This is a genomic window from Alteromonas sp. H02, from assembly GCF_059682525.1.
This window is the reverse complement of sequence record NZ_CM185021.1, coordinates 4246603-4270040: the sequence shown is the minus strand read 5'-3', so window position 1 is coordinate 4270040 and position 23438 is coordinate 4246603. Positions and strand designations below refer to the sequence as shown.

Annotated in this window: 29 protein-coding genes; 13 read left to right on the top strand and 16 right to left on the bottom strand. The window is 49.3% G+C overall.

The features are described from left to right. Positions 1–11 precede the first annotated feature (11 nt). The 4 genes from yiaA (at position 12) to AC566Q_RS19810 (ending at position 2824) form a co-directional block, all read left to right on the top strand. Positions 12–485: an inner membrane protein YiaA gene (yiaA, locus tag AC566Q_RS19825; protein ID WP_499609833.1), complete on the top strand. Its 474-nt coding sequence runs from the start codon at positions 12–14 to the stop codon at positions 483–485. 62 nt (positions 486–547) lie between these two features. Further along, entirely contained in the window at positions 548–1006 is a 459-nt protein-coding gene (locus AC566Q_RS19820) for a hypothetical protein (RefSeq protein WP_499609830.1), read from the top strand. Between the two features lie 135 nt (positions 1007–1141). Beyond that, on the top strand, positions 1142–2179 hold the full coding sequence (locus tag AC566Q_RS19815) for a mechanosensitive ion channel family protein (RefSeq protein ID WP_499609827.1): 1038 nt from the start codon (positions 1142–1144) through the stop codon (positions 2177–2179). A 144-nt stretch (positions 2180–2323) separates the two neighbouring features. Continuing rightward, positions 2324–2824 carry a hypothetical protein gene (locus AC566Q_RS19810; RefSeq protein ID WP_499609824.1) on the top strand — a complete coding sequence of 167 codons (501 nt, stop codon included), beginning with the start codon at positions 2324–2326 and terminating at the stop codon, positions 2822–2824. Between the two features lie 58 nt (positions 2825–2882). Here AC566Q_RS19810 and AC566Q_RS19805 read toward each other — a convergent pair whose 3' ends face one another. The 11 genes from AC566Q_RS19805 to AC566Q_RS19755 form a co-directional block, all read right to left on the bottom strand. Further along, positions 2883–3155 carry an HPr family phosphocarrier protein gene (locus AC566Q_RS19805; RefSeq protein WP_279320121.1) on the bottom strand — a complete coding sequence of 91 codons (273 nt, stop codon included), beginning with the start codon at positions 3153–3155 and terminating at the stop codon, positions 2883–2885. Continuing rightward, positions 3155–4000, bottom strand: coding sequence for an RNase adapter RapZ (gene rapZ, locus AC566Q_RS19800; RefSeq protein ID WP_499609819.1), 846 nt, complete (start codon positions 3998–4000; stop codon positions 3155–3157). The genes AC566Q_RS19805 and rapZ overlap by 1 nt, the downstream gene beginning before the upstream one ends. Before the next feature lie 24 nt (positions 4001–4024). Then, the gene (gene ptsN / locus AC566Q_RS19795; protein ID WP_499609816.1) at positions 4025–4483 is read right to left on the bottom strand and encodes a PTS IIA-like nitrogen regulatory protein PtsN; all 459 of its coding nucleotides are present in this window, start codon (positions 4481–4483) and stop codon (positions 4025–4027) included. Between the two features lie 15 nt (positions 4484–4498). Beyond that, positions 4499–4786, bottom strand: coding sequence for a ribosome hibernation promoting factor (gene hpf / locus AC566Q_RS19790; protein WP_105936565.1), 288 nt, complete (start codon positions 4784–4786; stop codon positions 4499–4501). 24 nt (positions 4787–4810) lie between these two features. Further along, complete coding sequence (locus AC566Q_RS19785; protein ID WP_105936566.1) at positions 4811–6289, bottom strand: RNA polymerase factor sigma-54; 1479 nt, start codon at positions 6287–6289, stop codon at positions 4811–4813. Between the two features lie 67 nt (positions 6290–6356). After that, the gene (gene lptB / locus AC566Q_RS19780; RefSeq protein ID WP_105936567.1) at positions 6357–7082 is read right to left on the bottom strand and encodes an LPS export ABC transporter ATP-binding protein; all 726 of its coding nucleotides are present in this window, start codon (positions 7080–7082) and stop codon (positions 6357–6359) included. Next, positions 7079–7588: a lipopolysaccharide transport periplasmic protein LptA gene (gene lptA, locus AC566Q_RS19775; RefSeq protein ID WP_240622054.1), complete on the bottom strand. Its 510-nt coding sequence runs from the start codon at positions 7586–7588 to the stop codon at positions 7079–7081. The genes lptB and lptA overlap by 4 nt, the downstream gene beginning before the upstream one ends. Positions 7589–7619: 31 nt before the next feature. Continuing rightward, on the bottom strand, positions 7620–8183 hold the full coding sequence (gene lptC, locus AC566Q_RS19770; protein ID WP_105936569.1) for an LPS export ABC transporter periplasmic protein LptC: 564 nt from the start codon (positions 8181–8183) through the stop codon (positions 7620–7622). Continuing rightward, positions 8180–8728 carry a 3-deoxy-manno-octulosonate-8-phosphatase KdsC gene (gene kdsC, locus AC566Q_RS19765; RefSeq protein ID WP_499617562.1) on the bottom strand — a complete coding sequence of 183 codons (549 nt, stop codon included), beginning with the start codon at positions 8726–8728 and terminating at the stop codon, positions 8180–8182. The genes lptC and kdsC overlap by 4 nt, the downstream gene beginning before the upstream one ends. A gap of 5 nt (positions 8729–8733) precedes the next feature. Then, positions 8734–9714 carry a KpsF/GutQ family sugar-phosphate isomerase gene (locus AC566Q_RS19760; RefSeq protein WP_499609811.1) on the bottom strand — a complete coding sequence of 327 codons (981 nt, stop codon included), beginning with the start codon at positions 9712–9714 and terminating at the stop codon, positions 8734–8736. After that, on the bottom strand, positions 9714–10670 hold the full coding sequence (locus AC566Q_RS19755) for a calcium/sodium antiporter (protein ID WP_499609808.1): 957 nt from the start codon (positions 10668–10670) through the stop codon (positions 9714–9716). The genes AC566Q_RS19760 and AC566Q_RS19755 overlap by 1 nt, the downstream gene beginning before the upstream one ends. 648 nt (positions 10671–11318) lie before the next feature. Here AC566Q_RS19755 and mlaF point away from each other — a divergent pair. The 7 genes from mlaF (at position 11319) to murA (ending at position 15967) form a co-directional block, all read left to right on the top strand. Next, positions 11319–12119 carry a phospholipid ABC transporter ATP-binding protein MlaF gene (gene mlaF / locus AC566Q_RS19750; protein WP_105936586.1) on the top strand — a complete coding sequence of 267 codons (801 nt, stop codon included), beginning with the start codon at positions 11319–11321 and terminating at the stop codon, positions 12117–12119. Further along, entirely contained in the window at positions 12116–12892 is a 777-nt protein-coding gene (gene mlaE, locus AC566Q_RS19745; protein ID WP_105936571.1) for a lipid asymmetry maintenance ABC transporter permease subunit MlaE, read from the top strand. Before mlaF ends, mlaE begins: the two co-directional genes overlap by 4 nt. A gap of 14 nt (positions 12893–12906) precedes the next feature. After that, a complete protein-coding gene (mlaD, locus tag AC566Q_RS19740) occupies positions 12907–13377 on the top strand; it encodes an outer membrane lipid asymmetry maintenance protein MlaD (protein ID WP_105936572.1) in 471 nt (156 codons plus the stop codon). 62 nt (positions 13378–13439) lie between these two features. Beyond that, positions 13440–14111: an MlaC/ttg2D family ABC transporter substrate-binding protein gene (locus tag AC566Q_RS19735; RefSeq protein ID WP_499609802.1), complete on the top strand. Its 672-nt coding sequence runs from the start codon at positions 13440–13442 to the stop codon at positions 14109–14111. A gap of 2 nt (positions 14112–14113) precedes the next feature. Beyond that, positions 14114–14407: an STAS domain-containing protein gene (locus AC566Q_RS19730; protein WP_499609799.1), complete on the top strand. Its 294-nt coding sequence runs from the start codon at positions 14114–14116 to the stop codon at positions 14405–14407. A 21-nt stretch (positions 14408–14428) separates the two neighbouring features. Beyond that, entirely contained in the window at positions 14429–14686 is a 258-nt protein-coding gene (locus AC566Q_RS19725) for a BolA family protein (RefSeq protein WP_105936574.1), read from the top strand. Between the two features lie 18 nt (positions 14687–14704). Next, on the top strand, positions 14705–15967 hold the full coding sequence (murA, locus tag AC566Q_RS19720; RefSeq protein ID WP_499609796.1) for a UDP-N-acetylglucosamine 1-carboxyvinyltransferase: 1263 nt from the start codon (positions 14705–14707) through the stop codon (positions 15965–15967). Between the two features lie 13 nt (positions 15968–15980). Here the strand turns inward: murA and AC566Q_RS19715 are convergent, their stop codons facing one another. The 5 genes from AC566Q_RS19715 to AC566Q_RS19695 all read right to left on the bottom strand — a co-directional run bounded on the left by AC566Q_RS19715 (position 15981) and on the right by AC566Q_RS19695 (position 20976). Further along, positions 15981–16220, bottom strand: coding sequence for a hypothetical protein (locus tag AC566Q_RS19715; protein WP_105936576.1), 240 nt, complete (start codon positions 16218–16220; stop codon positions 15981–15983). A gap of 316 nt (positions 16221–16536) precedes the next feature. Beyond that, positions 16537–17547 (bottom strand): trypsin-like peptidase domain-containing protein, encoded by a 1011-nt coding sequence (locus AC566Q_RS19710; RefSeq protein ID WP_499609791.1) that lies wholly within the window; start codon positions 17545–17547, stop codon positions 16537–16539. A 735-nt stretch (positions 17548–18282) separates the two neighbouring features. Beyond that, complete coding sequence (locus AC566Q_RS19705) at positions 18283–18474, bottom strand: hypothetical protein (RefSeq protein WP_170308560.1); 192 nt, start codon at positions 18472–18474, stop codon at positions 18283–18285. Positions 18475–19087: 613 nt separating this feature from the next. Next, the gene (locus AC566Q_RS19700; protein ID WP_499609787.1) at positions 19088–20455 is read right to left on the bottom strand and encodes a DegQ family serine endoprotease; all 1368 of its coding nucleotides are present in this window, start codon (positions 20453–20455) and stop codon (positions 19088–19090) included. A gap of 80 nt (positions 20456–20535) precedes the next feature. Then, a complete protein-coding gene (locus tag AC566Q_RS19695; protein ID WP_123325396.1) occupies positions 20536–20976 on the bottom strand; it encodes a ZapG family protein in 441 nt (146 codons plus the stop codon). Positions 20977–21419: 443 nt separating this feature from the next. Here AC566Q_RS19695 and zapE point away from each other — a divergent pair, with 443 nt between their 5' ends. Together zapE and AC566Q_RS19685 are read left to right on the top strand one after the other, a co-directional pair. Beyond that, on the top strand, positions 21420–22520 hold the full coding sequence (gene zapE / locus AC566Q_RS19690; RefSeq protein ID WP_499609782.1) for a cell division protein ZapE: 1101 nt from the start codon (positions 21420–21422) through the stop codon (positions 22518–22520). Between the two features lie 105 nt (positions 22521–22625). Further along, a complete protein-coding gene (locus AC566Q_RS19685) occupies positions 22626–23348 on the top strand; it encodes a YebC/PmpR family DNA-binding transcriptional regulator (RefSeq protein ID WP_499609779.1) in 723 nt (240 codons plus the stop codon). Positions 23349–23438 lie beyond the last annotated feature (90 nt).

Below are 23438 nucleotides of genomic sequence, written 5' to 3'. Positions count from 1 at the left end.
AGGATATCGACATGGAAATCTCAACTCAAACGATGACAAATGCACCCACCAAGGCTTTTCGGACTGCTGCAGTAGCGGCGCTTATTATTGGGGTTGCCAGTTATCTGATTGGCTTATTTAACGCTTATATGCAGCTTAATGAAAAAGGCTATTACCTGACCGTAATGTTACTGGGACTTTTTGCTGTGGTGTCTCTACAAAAAACCATCCGCGATAAAATGGCGGGTATTGAAGTGACCCGTGCCTACTTTATTGCTTGTGGGGTTGCTACTGTGGCAGCCATTGCTTTGTTAATTGTGGGGCTGTATAACGCAGAACTGGCACTCAGTGAAAAGGGCTTTTTCGGGATGGCCTTTGTATTAAGTATGTTTGCGGCTATCACCGTGCAAAAGAATGTGCGGGATTGTGCTGAGGCGAAATCCGGGACTGCCACTATTCAACCCGCCACAAGCCAGGCAGCCACTTTTGCTCCAGAGGCAGAGTAAGTCGCCCTGATGGCGACTTACTCACGATTGATAAATACCCAAAACTAAACAAGGGTTGAGTGATGAATAAACGTTTCTGGATAGTGTTAATAACGGCCTTTGTTGTTATTAATGAAATACTGGTGGACTGGGTATTGGCTGTACTTGTTGGCGACTACGGCGTGGCAGAAGGGGTTTCTGAGGTTACCCGGTATTTAACTGTCGATAGCTTGCTATTTGCTGCCGGATTCAGAGCCGTTCCTTACGGCGCTTTGCTACTGGTGGGGCTAACTAGCCGCCTGAAACACTCTGTACCAGGCAAGCTGGCTCTTTGGTTAGCGCTGTTAGCGATTGCGGTAATTCATTTTTGGGGGTATTGGGCCATGCAGTATTCGTTTTATACCCCAGACTATACATCCTCAACGTCTTCGCTGGAACTTATCTTTGTACCTATCCACGCGCTATGGATCGGTGCGATAACCGGTGGGATTGGATTTGTGTTAGCGACGTTTGGGATACGTAGCCTCAAGCGTTTAAATTAACAGCCGGTTGAATCCAAATACACCTGGTGCCAGTGCTGAACCGAAGGTTATTCAACGGTGAGGCCCTGGCATTTCTGATCTATTCAGGGAAAAAGCTATTATTAATTAATGGAAACAGCGTAAGGGAATAAGTTAATGGAATCCTCCACCAGTGAACTGGTTAGCTCGCTAAATGCATACTGGCAGGCTTTTATCGTAAAGCTGCCAGCTATTGCATTAGGGGTGTTGATATTGATGCTGACCTTGTGGCTCGCCGGACGAGTTTCACAAGCATTGATAAGACCTGTTCGTTACCTTTCTTCCAGTCCGCTATTGCGTTCGGTCAGCCAGCGCGCGGTGAGTCTGATTCTTATTCTGCTGGCACTGTATATCTTTTTAAAGCTCTCCGGCCTTTCCGAGTTTGCCGTGGCAATAATGAGCGGAACCGGTGTACTGGGGCTTATTCTGGGGTTTGCCTTTCGGGATATCGCAGAAAACATGATGGCCAGCTTGTTATTAACGGTGCAGCGCCCGTTTCGTATCGATGACGTGGTGCAAATTAATAGTTATACCGGGGTGGTTCAGAAAGTCACGACGCGGGCCACTACGCTGGTGGATTTCGATGGCAATCATATTCAGATCCCCAATGCCGTGATATACAAAGGGACCATTAAAAATCTTACCGCTAACCCTAAAATGCGTGGCCAGTTTACCTTAGGCATTGGTTACGATGCCGACTGTCAGCAGGCTCAGCGGTTAGCGTTACAGCTAATTGGTGAGCACCCTAACGTACTCAAAGAACCTGAGCCGTTAGTGCTGGTCGATGAGCTCGGCTCGGCAACGGTTAACCTAAAAGTGTATTTCTGGATCAACGTAGAAAGTACCAGCGTAATTAAAATGGCGTCAGTATTAATGCGCGACCTGGTGGAGCTGTTCACTGCCAGGGGTATTAGTATGCCGGATGACGCCCGTGAAGTGATTTTCCCGCAGGGCGTGCCGGTAACGATGGTCAATAACCAGGAGCAGGTCAGCGAGCAAAAAGACCCGGTTAAACAAAGCCCTGTCAGTGAACCCCAAACTGAAGCAGAGAAGGACTCAGCGGCACATGACGATGTCTCCAGTGAAAATGATGATATCCGTCGCCAGGCAGAAGAAGCGAGGGCGCCGGAGCAGGGCGCGAATATTTTGTCTTAGTGCAAATATCGCATTTCCTCTTTATCTCACAGGGCACTGTGAAGCCTGCCAGGACTCTGCTTTTAATGTTCTGTTAATGTTGCTGAAAGGCTCTGTTCATTCGTACAAGCTATAATTAATGAAGTCAAACAGAAGGAGTTCGATATGAAAATAACGCGATTCGTGCCAACCTTAATGACACTGAATATCCTGATCACTTCGTCTGTCGCTGCATCGACTATCAATGGGATAAACGACCAGCTCACTTCACAAGACGCAGTGGATCTCACTTTCAGTCAATATACCATTGGAATTCAGGCGCAAGGCGTGAATGAAGTGCAAAATACAATGTTTGCTGTACCGCTCTGCAACCCAGGTGGTTCCGATTTGATCAGGCTTGCAAAACCATTTCAGTTAGCGTGTGAATATTTTAGACCTGTGGTAAGTCACAATAAACAGGCTTTAGTTGCAGAGTACCAAATCTCTCCCGGCCCGGGGAAGTCGGTAACATTCAAAGGCTGGCCTGCATGGATTAGAGATGGCAATGCGCCACCACCCGGCCATTACGACACAGATTCAGCAGATAATCGTCATGTGAGAGTGGAGTTTCGATTTGGATTTTATGTGAATCAAAACGGCCGATTGCAACTGCAATTGAATGATTAGTCTTTGCTATCCGCAATAAAACCACAGATAACCGCTGCACAGTGGTTGTTTGTGGCTACTACTCGTCTTCGTTAAAACGGCCAACAATCAAAGTTTCCACCGCTGCCATGGCGGCTTCGGCATCCGGGCCTTCGCTGATCACATCAACCTGTTCGCCCTGATGACTTTCCATCAGCATTAAACCCAGTACACTGTTGGCATTGGCTTCTTTATCCCCTTTTTTAAGGGTGATTTCGGCATCAAACTGATTAGCGAGTTGCACTAACTGTGTGGCTGCACGGGCATGCAGGCCTAGCTTATTAACGATGGTAAGTGTTTTTTCTACGCGCATTATCGGTTTAACTCCCGGTGACGGATTTGCACATCCGGATGCTTATCGCTGTATATTTTGGCCAGTGACTGGGCTACAAACACCGAGCGGTGCTGGCCTCCGGTGCAGCCGATGGCAATGGTCACATAGCTGCGGTTATTACGTTCCAGATGGGGCATCCAGGTGTCTAGCAGGTTTTGAATCTGCCAGATAAACTTGGTCACAATGGGCTGTGAACCCAGAAAGGCTTCTACCGGGGAGTCCAGACCGGTAAGGTGCTTTAGGTCCGGCTCCCAGTGCGGGTTGGGTAGAAAGCGAACATCAAACACGTAATCCGCGTCTTTGGGTATGCCGTGCTTAAAGCCGAATGACTCAAATACCAACACTAACCTTGAGCTCTTTTTACCCAGAATACGTTCGCGGATAAGTTCGGCGAGCTGGTGAATCGATAATCTGTCGGTATCAATGTACAGGTCGGCCCGCTCGGTAATGGGCGCGAGTAATTCTTTTTCTGCCTGAATGGCATCGGCCAGGGATTTATTCAATTTGGCCAGCGGGTGCAGGCGGCGGGTTTCACTAAAGCGCTTCACCAGCATGTCATCACTGGCGTCAAGGTAAACAATGGTCATCGACCAGGACGAGGGCAGATAGTCGAGAATCTCAACTAATTCATCGGGATCCTTTGGCAGGTTACGCACGTCGATGCTCACGGCTACCTGATCGTATTCGTCGACCACGGTATGGGTGAGGGTGGGGAGCAGGTTTACCGGAATGTTATCAACGCAGTAGTAGCCTAAATCTTCCAGCGCCCTTAGCGCAACGGATTTGCCGGAGCCGGAGCGCCCGCTGATGATAATGAGTTTCATGGTTTTGTCAGACTCCCTGCCGGACTAATTTGCAGCCTCGTCGCATAGTGCGGCGATAACCTGTTCCTTCGATTCGGCGTTACGGATGGTTTTTACAATGCTTTTCTGGCTTAACTTGCCGGCAATCGTGGCGAGGGTCTGCAAATGCCCCTCGGTCTGGTTTTCTGGTACCAGAATGGCAAAAAAGATATCAACCGGTTTATCATCAATGGCGTCAAAGGCAATGGCTGGGTTGGTGGTTACTACCACGGCTGTTACGTTGGAAAGATTAGCCAGTCTGCCATGCGGCAACGCTATGCCATTGCCAATGCCGGTGCTGCCCATTTTTTCACGACTGAGCAGGGCGTTAAGCGCGTCTTCTTTTTGAATTTCGGCGTTGGTTTCGGCAGCAATATCGCTGATGATTTCTAAAATTCTTTTTTTACTGTTGCACTGGACCGCACATTCAGTGCGATCCAGGCTAACTAAGGCTTGAATATTCATAAGGTTAAATTGGGCCTAGTGCTTTTTGAGCTTTTCCTTATGCTTAATTACCTGGCGATCCAGTTTGTCGACCATACTGTCTATCGCGGCATACATATCTTGATTTTCTGACGAGGCAAATACTTCCGCGCCACTCAAATGCATCGTGGCTTCGGCTTTTTGAGCAAGCTTTTCCACGTTGAGGATCACATGCACATTGGATATGTGATCAAAGTGGCGCTCCAGTTTACTAAACTTGGTATCAACATAATTACGCAAAGAATCGGTTATCTCGATGTGATGACCTGTAAGATTTATTTGCATAGTTCGTCTTCCTTATATTTCGGCCTAAATAAGGCTCTTGCGTTGGTTAGACGGTGGAATCGACAAGGATTCCCGGTATTTTGCTATTGTCCGCCGGGCAACTTTTATACCTTGTTCGGCCAACAATTGAGCAATTTTGCTGTCGCTTAGTGGTTTACTGGGCTTCTCGGCGGCAACCAGTTTTTTAATCAGAGCGCGGATGGCAGTAGATGAACATTCTCCGCCCGACTCGGTGGCTACGTGGCTGGAGAAGAAATACTTCAGTTCAAAAATACCGCGGGGGGTGTGCATGTATTTCTGAGTGGTTACCCGCGAAATGGTAGATTCATGCATATCAACCATTTCGGCTACGTCATTGAGGACCATAGGCTTCATCATTTCCGGGCCGTGTTCGAAAAAGCCCATTTGCTGCTGCACAATGCAGTTAGCAACCTTGAGCAAGGTTTCGTTACGCGACTCCAGGCTCTTGATAAACCACTTGGCTTCCTGCATATGCGAGCGAATAAACTGGGAATCTGAACTGTTGCGGGCCTGACGGCTCATGGCAGCGTACTGCTGATTTACGCTCAGTTTTGGCAGGCTGTCGGGATTGAGTTCAACCACCCAACGGCCTTTTTTCTTGGTGACCGATACGTCGGGAATAACGTACTCGGGCTCCTGAGTAATTAATGCACTGCCCGGACGCGGATTAAGGGTTTGCAGTAAGCGCATTGCTTCACGCAAATCGTCTTCCTTCAGGCGTGATTTACGCATTAAGGTGCGATAGTCCTTGCTGCCCAGCAGGTCGGCATAGTCTTCAATCAGGGTTTTTGCTTCCTTGAGCCATGGCGTGTCGGGAGCAAATTGTTTTAACTGGACCAGTAGACACTCCTGCGGGGTACGTGAGCCTGAACCAATCGGGTCGAACATTTGGATCCGTTTCAGCACGCATTCAATTTCGTCCACTTCAACCGGTTCTTCCATATCTTCAGTATTGACGCTCTGCAGGATATCTTCAACTGTTACGGTTAAATATCCTGATTCGTCAATCGAATCAATAATGGCAATCGCAATGGCACGGTCTACATCGCTGAAGGGCGTGAGGCGCATTTGCCAGAGCAGGTGGTCCTGAATATTGTCGGTGGTTTCACCCTGAAAAACATTCTCATCGTCGTTGGAAGCAGGGCCTGGCGCTGGCGCTGAGGAGGCCGAATAATATTCATCCCAGGTGCTGTCGATGGGTAATTCGTCGGGCAACTCGTTCTTTTCGAGGGCCTCATTGGTGTCCATGCTGGTCTCGGTGCTGGCGGTTGCTGCGGCATCCGCTTCCGCATCGAGTTTACTTTTCTCAACCGTATCGTTGTCGCTGTTGTCATCAACTTCCAATAACGGATTTGAATCGAGCGCTTCCTGGATTTCCTGTTGTAAATCCAGAGTAGATAGTTGCAGCAGTTTAATCGCCTGCTGCAATTGTGGCGTCATAGTAAGTTGTTGACTAAATTTGAGCTGTAAAGATGGTTTCATCTACTTCTGTTCTTAACGCCTTGCTTATTATTGATCGGGACAAAATTTGTTGTCTATATGCATCTAACTATAGCCTGAATTGCTCACCCAGGTATACATCCTTGACCTTTTGATTACTTAAAACCTGTTCGGCGGTGCCCTGGGCGATTAATTCCCCCTGACTCACAATGTAGGCTTTCTCGCATACGTCGAGGGTTTCCCGGACGTTGTGGTCGGTAATCAGGATACCAATTCCACGGTCACGAAGATGCTGTATGATCTTCTTTATATCATTAACCGAAATTGGGTCAACTCCCGCAAAGGGTTCATCGAGCAAAATAAATTTTGGATTCGCCGCCAGTGCCCTGGCAATTTCTACCCGACGCCGCTCTCCCCCCGACAAACTCATCCCTGTACTATTACGTATATGGTTGATATTGAATTCATCAAGTAGCGCATCGGCTTCATTTTGCTGTTCGGCAGAAGAAAGGTCTTTGCGTGTCTGCAATATTGCCATGATATTGTCAAAAACCGTTAACTTTCTGAAAATAGAGGCTTCCTGGGGTAGATAACCAATTCCGTTGCGGGCACGTTCGTGCATGGGCTGGCGGGTCAGATCCATCTCGTCGATGCGAATATCGCCCTTATCCAGTGCCACCAGGCCTACAATCATGTAAAAAGTGGTGGTTTTACCTGCACCATTGGGGCCTAACAGGCCAACAATCTGGCCGGCAGATACCTCAACGCTAACATCCCTTACTACCTGCCGGGACTTATACGACTTAGCTAAGTGGGTGGCGGTCAGGGTGGTCATTCGTTGTCATTATCCTGTTGGTCGTCTGTGCTATCACTGGCCTTGCTTTCGTCGCGCACGGCTTCAATATCTTCCAGACTAAACACGGTACGCACCCGGCCATCTTCACTGCCGCTGCCGTCACCGGTGGCTTTAAGTTGTTCTTTTTCCATGTCGTAAACGATGGTTTCACCTTTTACGACACTGGTATTCTGATTCAATTCGGCATCACCGGCCAGCGAAATAGTGCGATTCGCCACTTCATAACGGATCTCAAATGCACGGGCTTCCACAACCCGGCCATCGTCCAGAGTCTGGCTGTATACAGCAGGTTTGCCAGTAGCGATAAATATTTCCTTGCCCTTGCCGCCGCCAGCTTCTACTTCTACCCGGTCGGCCTTAATGCTGAGCGAGCCCTGGGTAACCTGTACATTATCAATCAGGATAGACTTTTTATTCTTACCGTCGAGGAACTGTGACTCGGAAAACACCTCGATGTCTTTTTTGAAATCAGACTTGGCTGCCATGACCACCGCCGGCGAGAGCGTCAGCGACAGGCTAGTTAGCAGGGGAATAAGTCGTTTGCACATGTTGATTCAACTCATAAGTTTTATTCAATAGGTTGGCGCGAAGTCCGTTACTAAATATCAGGAAATCAGGCCCCGAAATTTCCACCCTGGCGTCGGAAACCATGGTTTGTTGGTCCAAATCTATCTCAAGGTAGTCTGTGGTTACCCGCTGTACAAAGTCAGCCTGGTCCTTACTCACAATCACTACGTTATTTTCCAGTTGTATCATATTGTTATCATACAACGTCCCTTCGTCGGCGACTACCTGCCAGGGTGGCTCGCCAGACTCCTGGTAAATGGTGTACTGCGGCGCTAAAAACAACACAAAGCCCAGCTGCTCGTAGTTTTCCATGGTAGATGAAAATACTTCATGCACGCGCTGACCCTGTTCGTTATATAAGGTGGTGGTCAGGTTACGGGCTTTATAACTGGGTGTAATGGCCAATACATCCTGATCCGGGGGGATAAGCGGTTCTTCTGCCAGAAACCCGGGCAGGTAAAGCAGTGTGGCCAGAATAAACAGGCAGGCAATGCTCAGGCCTACTTTACTCATACACTGGCTCCTAAAATACCTTGTAACTTATCGTTGGCCTGCAGCAGGGTGTCACACACTTCTCTTACCGCACCAAAGCCGCCAGGCAGGGTGGTTACCCAGTTTGCCTGCGCAATCACCTGTGGGTGAGCATCTTTCACCGCAATGTTAACCGCGCTGTGGGTATACATACCGGTATCCGGCATATCATCACCTATAGCGGCCACCTGTTCCCGGCTAAGTCCCAGTGAAGCCATTAACTCAGCCAGCGCGTCGGCCTTGTTTTCTTCACCCTGGATTATGTGCGACACCTTTAATGATGTCATACGGTCCTTAACGATAGCTGAACGCCGACCGGTAATAACTGCCACTTCAATGCCGGCATTAACCAGCGCTTTAACGCCATAACCATCGCGGGTATGAAAAGCTTTTAATTCTTCGCCCTGATTGCCCAGATAAATGCGTCCATCTGAGAATACACCATCCACATCGCAAACCAGCAGCTTAATCTGTTGCAGTTGCTGATAAAACGCATGAGGAAGTTCAGTATACAGGGTTTTAACCATGCTCATTACAGTACTCCGGCTTTTAACAGCATGTGCATGTTAAACGCACCTACTGGCTGGTTGTTTTCATCCACCACTAACAGGGCGCTGATTTTGTATTGTTCCATTACGTTAAGTGCCTCAACGGCGAGGTTTTCACCGCGGGACGTTTTACAGCCACGGGTCATTACTTCTTCTACACGGGTATCGTGGATATCCACCCGGGCATCCAGCAGGCGGCGTAAATCCCCGTCGGTAAATACGCCCAGCAGGTTGCGCTCTGTATCGGTAATGCCGGTTAGGCCCAGGCCTTTACGGGATATCTCCAGTAATGCTTCAGAGACTGTTGCCTGCTCGGGGACCAGTGGAATTTCATCACCGGTCAGCATAATGTCTGCAACGGTAAGCAGTAATTTACGGCCCAGGCTACCGCCAGGGTGCGAGAGCGCGAAGTCATCTGAGGTAAAGCCATTGGCGTCCAGCAGGGCCACCGCCAGGGCATCGCCCATTACCAGCGTTACGGTGGTGCTGGTGGTTGGCGCCAGGCCCAGCGTACAGGCTTCCTGTTCTACGCCAATGTCGAGTACCACGTCGGCATGTTTGCCCAGGGTGCTGTCTGCGCGGTTGGTCATGGCTATCACCGGCACATTCAGGCGTTTTACTACGGGCAGCAAATTGAGTAGTTCACCGGTTTCGCCAGAGTTGGAAATGGCTAACAGCACATCGTTAGAACCGAGCATGCCCAGATCGCCGTGATTGGCTTCGCCCGGGTGCATAAAAAATGCCGGCGTACCAGTGCTGGCCAGGGTGGCGGCAATTTTGTTACCCACATGACCTGATTTACCCATGCCACTTACTACCACCTTACCCTGACAGTTTTTAAGTAGCTCGCAGGCTTTCACAAAACGCTCATCAAAGCGTTCGCCCAGCGCGGCAATGGCGGCTTGTTCGATTGCGACAACGCGCCTGGCCGATTCAATAAAGGAAGATTGTTGTTGTGATGTCATTAGGCAAATAACCAATACTGATAACCCAGGTAGCAGCCTGCTAGCAGGGCCGCCTCGACACGGTTGATTCGTCGTGTCCCACGGAAATTAAAACTAAACACTAATAATAGCAGGGTCAGTCCCAGCATCACCAGCGCGTCCCGATGTGCGGCGTTTTCATCAAGGATACCTGGTGCAATTAGCCCAGGCATGCCGAGTACCGCCAGCAAATTAAAGATGTTCGAGCCGATGACATTACCCAGGGCGAGGTCGTCTTCGCCTTTCAACACACCGGCTACACTGGCCGCTAGTTCTGGTAAACTGGTGCCCAGGGCAATAATGGTTAATCCGATCACCAAATCGCTCATGCCAAAGTACCGTGCAATATGCACGGCGGAGTCTACCATAAACTGAGCGCTCACCGGCAACAGCACTAACCCCAGACCTATCCAGAGCACGGCATGTGAGGTTTCCACTGCGTTGGGAATTTCATCGCTGGTTTCATTCATCAGCGGATCGCCTTTGTCGACCAGCAGAGAAATCCAGGCCATCCCGGCTAACACAAAGATAAACAGCAGAATAAGAATGATGCCTTCCAACGAAGACAATTCACCGTCATACAGGAAGTAAACAGCAATCAGGTTGATTAGCAGCAATAATGGGAACTCCCGTTTAAGGGTTGTCGACGATACCAGCAAGGGCTTGATTAGGGCTGTAATACCAAGTACCAGGCCAATATTGGTAATATTGGAACCCAGCGCATTACCGACTGCGGTGTTTGGATTACCGTTGATCGACGCCACCGCTGAAACCACAATCTCCGGTGCCGACGAACCCATGGCCACAATCGTCAGACCAATCATCATGGGAGAGATGCCGATGTTCCTGGCCAGGGCAGAAGCGCCGTAAACAAATTTGTCGGCACTCCAGCTTAGTACCGCGAGTCCGGCCAGAAAAATAGCTACCTGAAGTATCACAACAAAACCTGCTTCCATCGAAAGTTGTATTCTCGCAAAAAAATGCGCTTATTCCTATGTTTAGCCTGACAGAAAAACGCGTAAACACGGTCTTATTAAAGGCGGGGCGATATCTACCAGGTGAACTTTATAAGCTTGCGGGGCGTTTTAATGGCAAAAGAGGGAGATTTTTTATGCGGAAGTCGCATCGTCATGGAACGTATGCTTGTGTAGAGTGTCACAGAGTTAGCCGTAATTATAGTTAATAGTAGTTGGCAAGTAACTGATAAAACGCCGAATTAAGCGCTGGGCATAACTGGTTATTAAATATACCTACATGAATGTATATGATCGGCTTATACTATGGTAGAATCCTTTGCACAGTAATCGGTAGCAGCTTCAGCGAATATTCAGTATCGATTCTACAGCATAGAACAAAGTTATTCGTTAAATAAAACGGAAATTCCGTGCGAATAAGCGGATAATGAAAATCTAATATACTTCGCTGGTGGGCTATATCCTGCAGTGGCTTCGTGATACAAATTGTAACTTTTTCGGTTTAGGCAGAATAAGCGAACCGACATACAATGAACGCGGAAAAGATAAACCGAAGTCGGGTAGTGTAACCAGGCTTCAGGGCTAAGGCCTGCACAGGAAATGCAAAGTAACATGGACTATTTAGTCGACGTAAAAAATATGACCTTTTCCCGTGGGGAGCGCGTTATTTATGACGGCATCTCACTGCGTGTGCCCAAAGGCAAAATCACTGCCGTGATGGGCCCGAGTGGAATAGGTAAAACCACGTTGCTTAAGCTGATAGGCGGACAACTCATTCCTGACGGTGGCGATATTACCTTTGACGGTGAGTCCATCCCGGCAATGAGTCGCAAAGCGCTTTATCATAATCGTCGTCGCATGAGCATGCTGTTCCAGAGTGGCGCATTGTTCACCGACATGACCGTGTTTGATAATGTCGCTTTTCCGCTGCGCGAGCACACAAAATTATCAGAATCTATCATCGCCACTATCGTTGCGCTTAAGCTGCAGGCTGTAGGGTTACGAGGGGCAGCGCAAATGATGCCCAGTGAACTATCCGGCGGTATGGCCCGACGGGCAGCGCTGGCCAGAGCAATTGCTTTGGATCCGGATTTAATTATGTACGATGAGCCATTTGCCGGCCAGGACCCGATTTCCATGGGCGTGCTGGTAAAGCTGATCCGCGAGCTTAACGATGCCCTTAACCTCACCAGTATTGTGGTAACCCACGATGTTACCGAGGTACTGACTATCGCCGATTATATCTATATTCTCGCCGACCAGCGGGTTATCGGGGAGGGCACCGCCGAGCAAATCAAAGGTAGTGATTCAGAGTTGGTACAACAATTTCTGCAGGGCAAGGCAGATGGTCCGGTACCGTTTCACTATCCGGCGGATGATTTACGCGCAGCATTTTTGGGAGAAAGCGATTGAACTGGATACAACAAACCGGTCGCCACACTCTGGAACGGGTAGCTGCCTCCGGCCGGGCTGGCTTGATGCTGTTCGGCGCGCTGTTTGCTGCGCCCAGCCTGAAAAATATCCCGCTAACCATCCGCCAGCTTTATGTGGTGGGTGTACAGTCACTGGCGATTATTATTGTGTCAGGCCTGTTTATCGGCATGGTTATGGCATTACAGGGCTACACCATTCTTACCGACTACGGTGCAGAAGGCAGCCTGGGTCCCATGGTAGCGCTGTCGCTGCTGCGTGAGTTAGGGCCGGTGGTAACCGCCCTGTTATTTGCAGGCCGCGCAGGTTCTGCGCTTACCGCCGAAATTGGCTTAATGAAAGCCACTGAACAATTAAGCAGTCTGGAAATGATGGCGGTGGATCCGCTGCGCCGTGTGGTCGCGCCACGCTTTTGGGCCGGTATGATAGCCATGCCTATGCTGGCACTCATTTTCTCTGCAGTAGGCATACTTGGCGGCCACTTGGTTGGCGTTGACTGGCTGGGCGTTGATGCCGGCAGTTACTGGTCAATTATGCAGGCAACCGTCGATTGGGACAAAGATGTCATAAATGGGGTGATAAAAAGCCTCGTATTTGCCCTGGTTGTGACCTGGATTGCCATATTTAAAGGATATGATTCGATACCAACCTCAGAAGGTATCAGTCAGGCAACCACACAAACCGTGGTGTTTTCGTCATTGGCAGTATTAGGGTTGGACTTCGTGCTCACCGCCCTGATGTTTGGTATTGAATAAGGGGGCTGGGTACGATGAATCGTTATAAAACGGAATTAATGGTAGGTGTGTTTGTCTTAATGACTATCGCAGCCTTGTTACTGCTGGCGTTAAAGGTAGCTAATCAGACGGTGGTAACCGACGGTGATACCTACACCCTGTATGCCAAGTTTGAAAACATTGGTGGCCTGAAAGTTCGTTCACCGGTAAAAGTGGGCGGCGTCACCATTGGTCGCGTTAATGCAATCAAGCTGGATAAAGACGACTACAGCCCGGTAGTTGAGTTAACTATCCAGAGCGAATACAACGAGTTTCCGGAAACCAGTTCGGCGTCAATTTTGACCTCTGGTTTACTCGGCGAACAATATATTGGTTTTGAACCCGGATTTACCATCGATGGGGTTGAGAATCTGGCTGAAGGTGACTATATCGAGGACACCAGTTCAGCGTTAGTGCTGGAAGAACTCATTGGTCAGTTCCTGTTCAGCCGCAATAGTGAAGAATAGTGACAATAAGCCGGTCTTTACAAATAAGTATCGCATCGCATTGTCAGGTTAGGAGAAAGAAGTTGAAAGCAAAATTAGCCGCATTTTTTACATTACTGGTGATGGTTATCATGCCGGTAAGTGCTCAGGAATCTTTGCCAGAGGTCAATAGCCAGGACCCGTATAAAATGGTGGAACAGGTCGGTAACCGTACCTTTGAGCGTATTAAGTCCTCAAAGCAGGAAATTGCCGCTAACCCTGAAATCCTTCGCGACATTATGGACGAAGAACTGATGCCCTACATCGATTACCAGTACAGTGCGTTTAAAGTACTGGGCAAATATTTCGATATGAAGAAAACCGATCGCGAGACACTGATCGAATACATTCGTGTGTTTCGTCAGTATCTGGTAACCAGCTATGCTGATGCACTGAGCTATTACGATGACCAGGAAGTGCTGTTTTCCCCACCACAGGAATTTGAAGGGGATAAAACGGTAACCGTACGTGCACTTATCCGTGATGGCGAACGTCCGGACATTAAAGTGGCTTTTAAAGTGCGTAAAAAGGATAAAGAGTGGAAAGCTTACGACATGGTTGCCGAAGGTATCAGCATGCTGCAAAACGAAATCAAGCAGTATGAGCCGGTAATGCGTACCGAAGGTATTGAAAAAGTAATCGAAATCATGCGCGAGCGCATCGCTAAGCCTATCCAGCTGAAATCACTGGATGGCAGTACCCGTGAGGCGGATTAATAGTGACCGATAAATACACCATCAAGCTCAACGGCGCTCTGGACCGGCAGACCCTGAGTCAGGAATGGTGGTCGTCGCTGGGCAATAGTGAACAGCAGCGCCTGCGCGCTGCTAAACATTGCGAACTGGACTTTCAGGACGTGCAGCGAGTCGACAGCGCCGGGCTTGCATGGACACTCAACGCCATTCGCGAGGGAAATGCACAAGGGGTTAAAATAACCTTGTGCAACCTGCCGGAAAAAATGCTTAAATTGGCAAAAATCAGCGAACTCGACGACGTATTGCCGGTCGGGTAAAAACTATACTGCCGGAGAGTCATGGACACTAAAGAAATTGAAAGCTTACTGAAAGAAAAACTCGACTTAGCCGAAGTTTATGTAAAAGGTGACGGCTCACACTTCACCGTAATTGCAGTGAGCGATGCCTTTGCCGAAATGAGCCGGGTGAAACGCCAGCAAGCGGTATACGCTCCTTTAAACGCATTCATTGCCGATGGTTCAATGCATGCTGTATCGATTAAAACCTTTACTGAAAAAGACTGGCAGCGTGAGCGTCAGTTTAATATGCCGCAATAACCCACGCAGGATTCACCAGTGGATAAACTCATTATTAAAAAAAGTCCGCCGTTGAATGGCGAAGTGGTTATTTCTGGCGCTAAAAACGCCGCCTTGCCATTGTTAATGACCAGCTTGCTAACGGCACAGCCCTGCCGTTACAGCAACGTCCCCCAGCTTAAAGATATCAGCACTACGCTGGCGCTGCTGAAAGACTTAGGCGTAGGCGTAGAGCAACAGGACACCAATAGTGTTCTGTTGCACGCTGCTGAACTCTCCAGTGATACCGCCTCTTATGAACTAGTGCGTACTATGCGCGCATCCATCCTGGTGCTCGGTCCACTGCTGGCCAGACTGGGAACGGCTAATGTGTCTTTGCCCGGTGGTTGTGCCATTGGTGCCAGACCGGTTAACCTGCACCTTGAAGGCCTGGAAAAAATGGGTGCGGTTATCAATGTAGACGAAGGCTACGTACGTGCCAGTGTTGATGGTCGCCTGAAAGGTGCGCGTATCTTTATGGATATCGTGAGCGTGGGGGCTACCGAAAACCTGATGATGGCCGCGGCACTGGCCGATGGCGAAACCGTTATCGAAAATGCCGCCCGGGAGCCGGAAATTGTTGATCTGGCTAACTGTCTGAACAGCATGGGGGCACGTATCTCCGGCGCCGGTACCGATAAAATTCGAATTCACGGTGTTGAAGCTCTCAACGGCTGCGACTACGCGGTATTACCGGATCGCATCGAAACCGGTACTTACCTGGTAGCCGCTGCGGTAACCGGTGGCCATGTTAAATGCTTAAACGCGGCACCAGAAACCCTTGATGCTGTGCTATCCAAACTGCAGCAGGCCGGGGCAGTCCTTACCACCGGTAAAGATTGGATTGAGCTGGACCGTCGCAACACGCCGTTAACTGCAGTAAAAGTAAAAACGGCTCCTCACCCGGGCTTCCCAACCGACATGCAAGCTCAGTTCGTGGCGCTTAATGCCGTTGCGAAAGGCACCGGGGTGATTACCGAAACCATCTTTGAAAACCGTTTTATGCACGTGCCTGAGTTACAGCGTATGGGCGCGGAAATCGCGCTGGAGACCAACAGTGCGGTAAGTCAAGGTGAGTCTTCGTTGAAAGGCGCGCCAGTGATGGCCACCGACCTGCGGGCTTCGGCCAGTCTGATCATTGCCGGCTTAGTTGCCGAGGGCGAAACCCATATTAGCCGCATTTATCACCTGGATCGTGGCTATGAAGCCATCGAGCACAAACTGGGCGGTTTAGGCGCAGTGGTATCGCGGGTTAGCGAATAACCTGCGTTATCTGCTAGTCACACCGGCCATTAGCGGCCAGAATATTTCGTACCCGCTGTTCGTCAAAATGAATCCCATGTTTGTCGAGAGCGGGTAGGAAATCATCCAGAGAAGCCCCCGTGATCGCACCAGGAAATGCCTTTTCAACATTTTGCCGGGCAATATGCAGCGACAGGTGGTTGTTACCTTCCGCAAGAAGAAATTGTGCCACCATACCCATTTCTGCGCCGCGTCGGATCACATTTGAGACCATATTGATCGCTTCGGGTGTGCCCAACTGCCATTCACTGATAATGGCTATAGAGGCAAAGTGATTAAGACCTTGCTCGTGGCGGAATCGGGATACGTCGCGAATATAATCTGCCGCACATTTCTCCGATCAGGTGCCTCGAAAAAACAGTAACAACAGGTTACCGCTAATGTGAATGGAGTAACTCCCGTATTTAAGGGTTGGGCTGGAGTCGACCCTGGTAATCACTTCTACCATTAAAATTGTTCCTGAACTGCAGATGCATTACCTCAATAATAGATGAGTAATTCAAAAACAGCGTAAGTTTTTTAGTAAAACACTACTGAAGTTGAAGCTCTGCCACCGTTACCTGCATGGTAAACAGGCTCGCATTACGGCTGACTTCCAGTTCCAACACGGTGCCGGGTTGGGTTTCCGCTATCATATCCAGCGCTTTGGAGGCGCTCTCAAGACGAATACCATCAATTGACATAATGATGTCGCCCGGGCGCAAACCAGCCTGCGCAGCGGGCGAATTGGCTGCTACTGCTTTTACCTCAATACCGGGGCCGCCGCGTAATTCTTCGCCGATGAACCCTAACTGCCCACGGGTAACTTTACCATTGGTAATAATCGACTCCATTACCCGCACAGCGAGCTCGTAAGGGACCGCGAAGTTGATACCATCGACGATGTAGGTGCCACGACGTTCATCACGGACCTGGAAATTAGCGTTGGTAATGCCTACCAGATAGCCGTTGCTGTCGACCAGTGCGCCACCAGAGTTACCCTGGTTAAGTACCGCATCGGTCTGAATAAAATCAACGTAACTGTTGGAAAGACCGGTTCTGCCGGCGCGGCTCACAATGCCCTGGGTAATGGTTTGACCGAGGTTGTAGGGGTTACCAATGGCCATTACCACATCACCCACGCGTAAATCCGGCTCTTCTAACTGGGGGATCACATGCAGGTTGTTTTCATTTATTTTGAGTACGGCTAAATCGGTAAGCTGGTCGGAACCGATAATTTGCGCTTCGGCGACCCGGTTATCTTGCAGCGCTACAAAAATACTATTGGCATCTTTAATCACGTGGTGGCAGGTAAGAATATAACCGGATTCGGTCATGATAACGCCAGAGCCCAAACTGGTACGTTGCCGCGCCTGATTATAATAATTGGGGTTGTTCTCAATACTGACGCTGTAGATGTTAACCACGGCAGGTGCGGAGCGACTCAGGGCAGGATAGTAGGTTTCCCGCTTGGCACTTTGTGGTGTTTGCGCCAACCAACTGGTGCCAAAGCCGGTACCCTGGCGTAAATCCGGCACCAGAAACAGGATAAGTAAAGCCACTACCAGTCCTAAAAAGACTGAACGAAAAATATATGAAAAGAGTTGTCTGCTCGCCACGTTAATTCTTATTCTGCTTGACGTTGGGCCTGCCACAACCCAGAGAGATTAATAATAATAACAAGCATAACATTTTCGTCAGGAAGGTTATAAGTAGTTTTGCCAAACAACTTCTGTAATCGGGGCTAACGTTTTGATTAACCCGTTATTCCGGTAATCCAAACTACCTCTGTTATGCCGGAATATTTCAAAGAAAATATCCGGGACCTCCTGAACCGTTTTGCTCATTCAAAAGGATATTTATGGGTAGCCAAGCGGTTAAGGAGATACCGGCTCGGGGGCCGGTATGACGGGGTATATTGGCAACATAGGTAATCTCCGCATTTTGTCGGGGTGCCGACTGCACCCAAAGGGGAGGTGGCTCCCCTTTGGAAACCTGCCAGTTCTTAAATCGCGAAAAGCGTACTGTCAATGGGCAGGTAAAACCTATCGACCAGAGAGGGCGTCCTGCCCTCGCTGGCCGGAGTCGTCATCCATGACGCCTCTACGCTTTTACTGGTTCTGCCCATTTCCAGTATCTCGCGATAACAAGAACCAAAGGAAAAGCCCAAAACGCGCTGACGCGCTCGTTATTGCCATCATCCAATACTCCGTCATCCCGGAATTTTCGCAGAAATTATCCGGGATCTCCTGAACAGTTTTACTCATTCAAAAGGATATTTACCGGTAGTCAGGCGGTTAGGGAGATACCGGCTCGGTGGCCGGTATGACAGAAATAAAAGTCGTCATCCACACATGCACCTCCTCCGTCATCCACACATGCACCTCCTCCGTCATCCACACATGCATCTCCTCCGTCATCCACACATGCATCTCCTCCGTCATCCCCGCATGCTCTTGAGCGGGGATCTCCTGAACAGTTTTACTCATTCAAAAGGATATTTACGGGTAGTAAGGCGGTTAGGGAGATACCGGCTCGGTGGCCGGTATGACAGAAATAAAAGTCGTCATCCACACATGCATCTCCTCCGTCATCCACACATGCATCTCCTCCGTCATCCCCGCATGCTCTTGAGCGGGGATCTTCTGAACAGCTTTGCTCATTCAAAAGGATATTTACGAGTAGCCAGGTAGTTAAGGAGATACCGGCTCGGTGGCCGGTATGACAGAAATAAAAGTCGTCATCCACACATGCATCTCCTCCGTCATCCCCGCATGCTCTTGAGCGGGGATCTCCTGAACAGTTTTACTCATTCAAAAGGATATTTACGGGTAGTAAGGCGGTTAGGGAGATACCGGCTCGGTGGCCGGTATGACAGAAATAAAAGTCGTCATCCACACATGCACCTCCTCGGTCATCCCCGCATGCTCTTGAGCGGGGATCTTCTGAACAGCTTTGCTCATTCAAAAGGATATTCACGGGTAGTCAGATAGTTAAGGAGATACCGGCTCGAATGCCTGTATGTCTTTATTTTTTAGGCCGGAATGACGGTGATGTTTGAAGGCGGCACTGAGGCCGCCTTTCATCAATAGTAAAGGTGAATTACTGGCGAATAACCACGTACAGTGAGGCGTTACCACGACGGACATTCATAGCGATAACACCTTTGGTGTTTTCGATGGCGTCACGGAATTCCATCACGTTCGTTACTCGCTGACGGCCAACTGCCAGCACTACGTCTTCTTCACGCAGGCCAATACGCAGTGCGGGTGAACCTTCAGCAATTTCGCTAACCAGTACCCCTGCATTACCGTCGGCATCTTCACCGTTAATCAGTGTTGCGCCTTGCAGTGCCGGATGGATTTGCTCTGCAACCACTTCGTTTTGCGTTGCATCGTCCAGAATAACATCCAGTGTCAGCTTCTCGCCTTTACGCACAACCGTAAGTTCGACTTCAGCACCCGCGCCCATGCTGGCGATTTTGGCGCGCAGTTCGGCAAAGCTACGAAGCTCTTTGTCGTTTACTGCAATAATAATGTCACCCGCTTTAATGCCGCCTTTATCGGCCGCTGAATCAGGTTGAACCTCGCTGACAAAAGCACCTTTGTTCACCTCAGAATTCATGGCTTCGGCCAGGCCCTGGTCGACATTGCTACCCAGAATACCTAACAAACCACGGCGAACTTCACCAAACTCTGCTATTTGATCCACCAGGCTCTTCATCATATTGGCCGGAATCGCAAAGCCGATACCAACGTTGCCGCCATTGGGACCAAAAATGGCGGTGTTAATACCGACCAGCTCACCATGCAGGTTAACCAGTGCACCACCCGAGTTACCACGGTTGATAGCGGCATCGGTTTGAATGAAGTCTTCATAACCACCGATGTTCAGGCCGGAACGTCCCAGCGCACTTACAATACCTGAGGTGACTGTTTGCGACAGACCAAACGGGTTACCAATGGCTACCACAAAATCGCCTACCCGGGCTTTGTCTGAGTCTGCCAGTGGCAGAGCGGTAAGATCCTCAGGTTCAATTTTTAACAGCGCCACGTCACTTTGTTCGTCGGCACCCAGTTTTTTAGCAGTAAACTCACGGCCGTCGGTTAGCTTAACGGTGATCTCATCCGCATTAGCTACCACGTGGGCGTTAGTAACGATATAGCCTTTGTCGGCATCAATGATTACACCAGACCCCAAGCCGCGGAACGGGCGTTCCTGGGCTTGCTCTGAAGGTCCGCCAAAGAAGTAACGGAACATTTCAGGCACTTGCTGGCGAGAAGTTTGCGTACCTTCCACCGCGATGCTAACCACCGCCGGCATCGCTTCCTCCAGCATGGGAGCCAGCGTAGGTACTTCTTTTTTACTGTCACTAAAAAAGGGAAGAGCAGCTTGCGTGGACACAGACATACCCAGGGTACTGGTAACAATAGCTGATACCAACACAAGCTTTCGAAAAGACTTATTCATAGACACATACACTCCTAGTATCATTGCGAATCGCAATTACCTAACCACAGACTGTATGTTTGTCTGAAAAGTTCCGCGGGTTATTTTTTCTCTTCGGCAGATTGCACAGTATTGCCGACGAATAACCCCGAACTGTGGTTAGCAAAATCCAGTGGCTGGGTATCGCTGTTCGCGTTCGGTTTGTTCTTCTCCGCACCTTTAATGTTGTTCCGTAAATAGGCAGTGGTGTGTTCGCCAAAAAACGGTACCGCCGGTGCAGCGTCTGAATCCGTGGTTTCAAGCAGGTCTTCGTATTCAGATAAACTCTGTTTAAGGCCATTACATTGTTTTTCAATAGCCTCTATAGATTGTTTTACCTGAAAAATATGGTGCTGAGACTGCTGTGATAGCAATTCCTTAATGGCTTTTTCCGCGGCCTCGTTGGCTTTCACTGCCCCTTCTTTGGTGTACATAAACCGGGCAACAAAAAAACCAATTATTAAACCAATTGCCAGCATCGCTAAGGGGATAACCACTTCCATTATTTTCTCCAATGTAACTGTTAACCGGAAAGTCCTGACAGGTTTTATCAGGGCTTACCGCTGCCAAACTTCGACAGTAGACGCGTAGTATGCTGCATACTATGCATAACTCAGACTATAGCAAGAGCTAACACACTTTGCGCTGACTTATTGTGGCAAAATGTGTCGTAAGAGGCCTTTTTCGGGCAACTTTCCAGGCCATATGAGTTCCATCTATCGCACTATCCGTTGCTTTATACGGTGTTGCGTTGGTGTTAGTGCAAATTTAAGGCATAATAGCGCTCCATTCAGGGCTGAGACGCCCAACCAGTCAGTGTGGCAAAACACTGAGTAGTGCTGGCAAGTTAACATCACTCATGTGTTTATCCCTGTCAGTGCAATGTTGATGGTCTGCTACCGGGCCTTTTGTGAACAAATCAGTCTCTACAGGAGAATAGCAGGCGATGACGCCTTGGGAAAAATATCAGCAAGACCTGACTCGCGATGACTTTAAGCACGATCCGGCCCAGGAAAACGCCGTACGTGAACTTCAGCGCTTGTACGAAGATTTGCTTAGTCAGCCCGCTTCACAAGGTGGCTTTGCCAGTAAGATAAAGTCGTTGTTTGGTGGCAAACCGGCCGCAACGGCGGTGCAGGGCATTTATTTTTACGGTGGCGTTGGCCGCGGTAAAACCTACCTGGTGGACACCTTCTTTCAGTGCCTGCCTTTCGAAAACAAAATGCGGGTGCATTTTCACCGCTTTATGCACCGTGTGCATGAAGAGCTCAAGCTGTTGGGCGGCAAACAGGATCCGCTGGATATTATTGCTGCCAAACTGGCCAGCGAAACGCGGATCATTTGTTTTGATGAGTTTTTCGTTTCTGACATTACCGATGCGATGATCCTGGGTACCCTGATGGAAGCCCTATTCGCCCAGGGTATTGTGCTGGTGGCGACCTCTAACATCGTACCCGATGAGTTATATCGCAACGGTTTACAGCGAGCGCGGTTCCTGCCGGCCATTGCGCTGATCAACAAACACTGTAATGTGGTGAATGTTGATAGTGGCGTGGATTATCGGTTGCGTACCCTCAAACAGGCTGAGATCTACCATTATCCGCTGGATGAGCTGGCTCTGGTAAACCTCAATAACTACTTTGTCCAGCTCGCCCACATTGAAGGTGATCAGGATGCCACCATTGAGGTGAACCATCGCACCCTGCAAACCCTGCGGGATTCCGACAGCGTATTAATGATAGACTTTAAAGTGCTGTGCGAAGGCCCGCGCAGCCAGTCTGATTACATTGAACTGAGCCGTTGTTACCATACCGTATTGCTGGCTAACGTGAAGCAAATGGGTCAGGGGAATGATGACGTTGCCCGCCGCTTTATTGCCATGGTTGATGAGTTTTACGAGCGGCATGTTAAGCTTATCATGTCGGCAGAAGTTGCTCTGGAAGACCTCTACACCGAAGGCATGCTCAATTTTGAGTTTAAACGGTGCCTGAGCCGCTTGCAGGAAATGCAGTCCCATGAATATTTGGGCAGAGAACACTTACCTTAAATTATAAAAGTCGTTAAAATCGGGGTATTAGCCCTGTATAAATGCATTCGCCAGCCTGGGCGCAGTGCGTAGCGACCAAGCTGGAAACAACAAGAGATACCTAAGATGGGAAGAGCATTCGAAGTAAGAAAAAACGCCATGGCCAAAACGGCCGGCGCCAAAACCAAAGTCTATTCTAAATACGGTAAAGAAATTTACGTGTGTGCTAAAAACGGCGGCCCGGACCCGGATACCAACCTGTCGCTGAAACGCCTGATGGAAAAAGCCAAAAAAGATCAGGTACCCAGCCACGTTATTGAAAAAGCCATTGATAAGGCTGCTGGTGGTGCAGGTGAAGATTTTGTGCCGGCCCGTTACGAAGGCTTTGGCCCGGGTAACTGCATGGTGATTGTGGACTGCCTTACCGATAACAACAACCGTACCATTACTGATGTGCGTAACTGCTTTACCAAAACCGGGGCTAAAATTGGTGCCCAGGGTGCCGTGGCGCACATGTTTGAGCATCAGGCGATTTTCATTTTTGCCGGTGACGACGAAGACGAAATCCTCGAAATTCTGATGGAAGCCGATGTAGACGTTACGGATGTAGAGTGCGAAGACGGCAAAATCTCGGTATACGCACCACACACTGAGTTTTATAAAGTAAAAACGGCGCTAACCGACGCCAAGCCCGATCTGGAATTTGAAGCCGAAGAAATCAGCTTTATTCCACAAACCGAAGTCGAAATCAGCGAAGATGACATGCCCATGTTCGAGAAGTTTATGGAAATGCTTAACGACTGTGACGACGTTCAGGACGTGTATCACAACGCAATCACGCCAAGCTAAAACGGTTGCCAATATAGAATAAGCCCGGCCAACCGGGCTTTTTTTTGTGGTGCGCCGGGCATGGCGCGTAGTGCTTTAGCACTGTTCGAC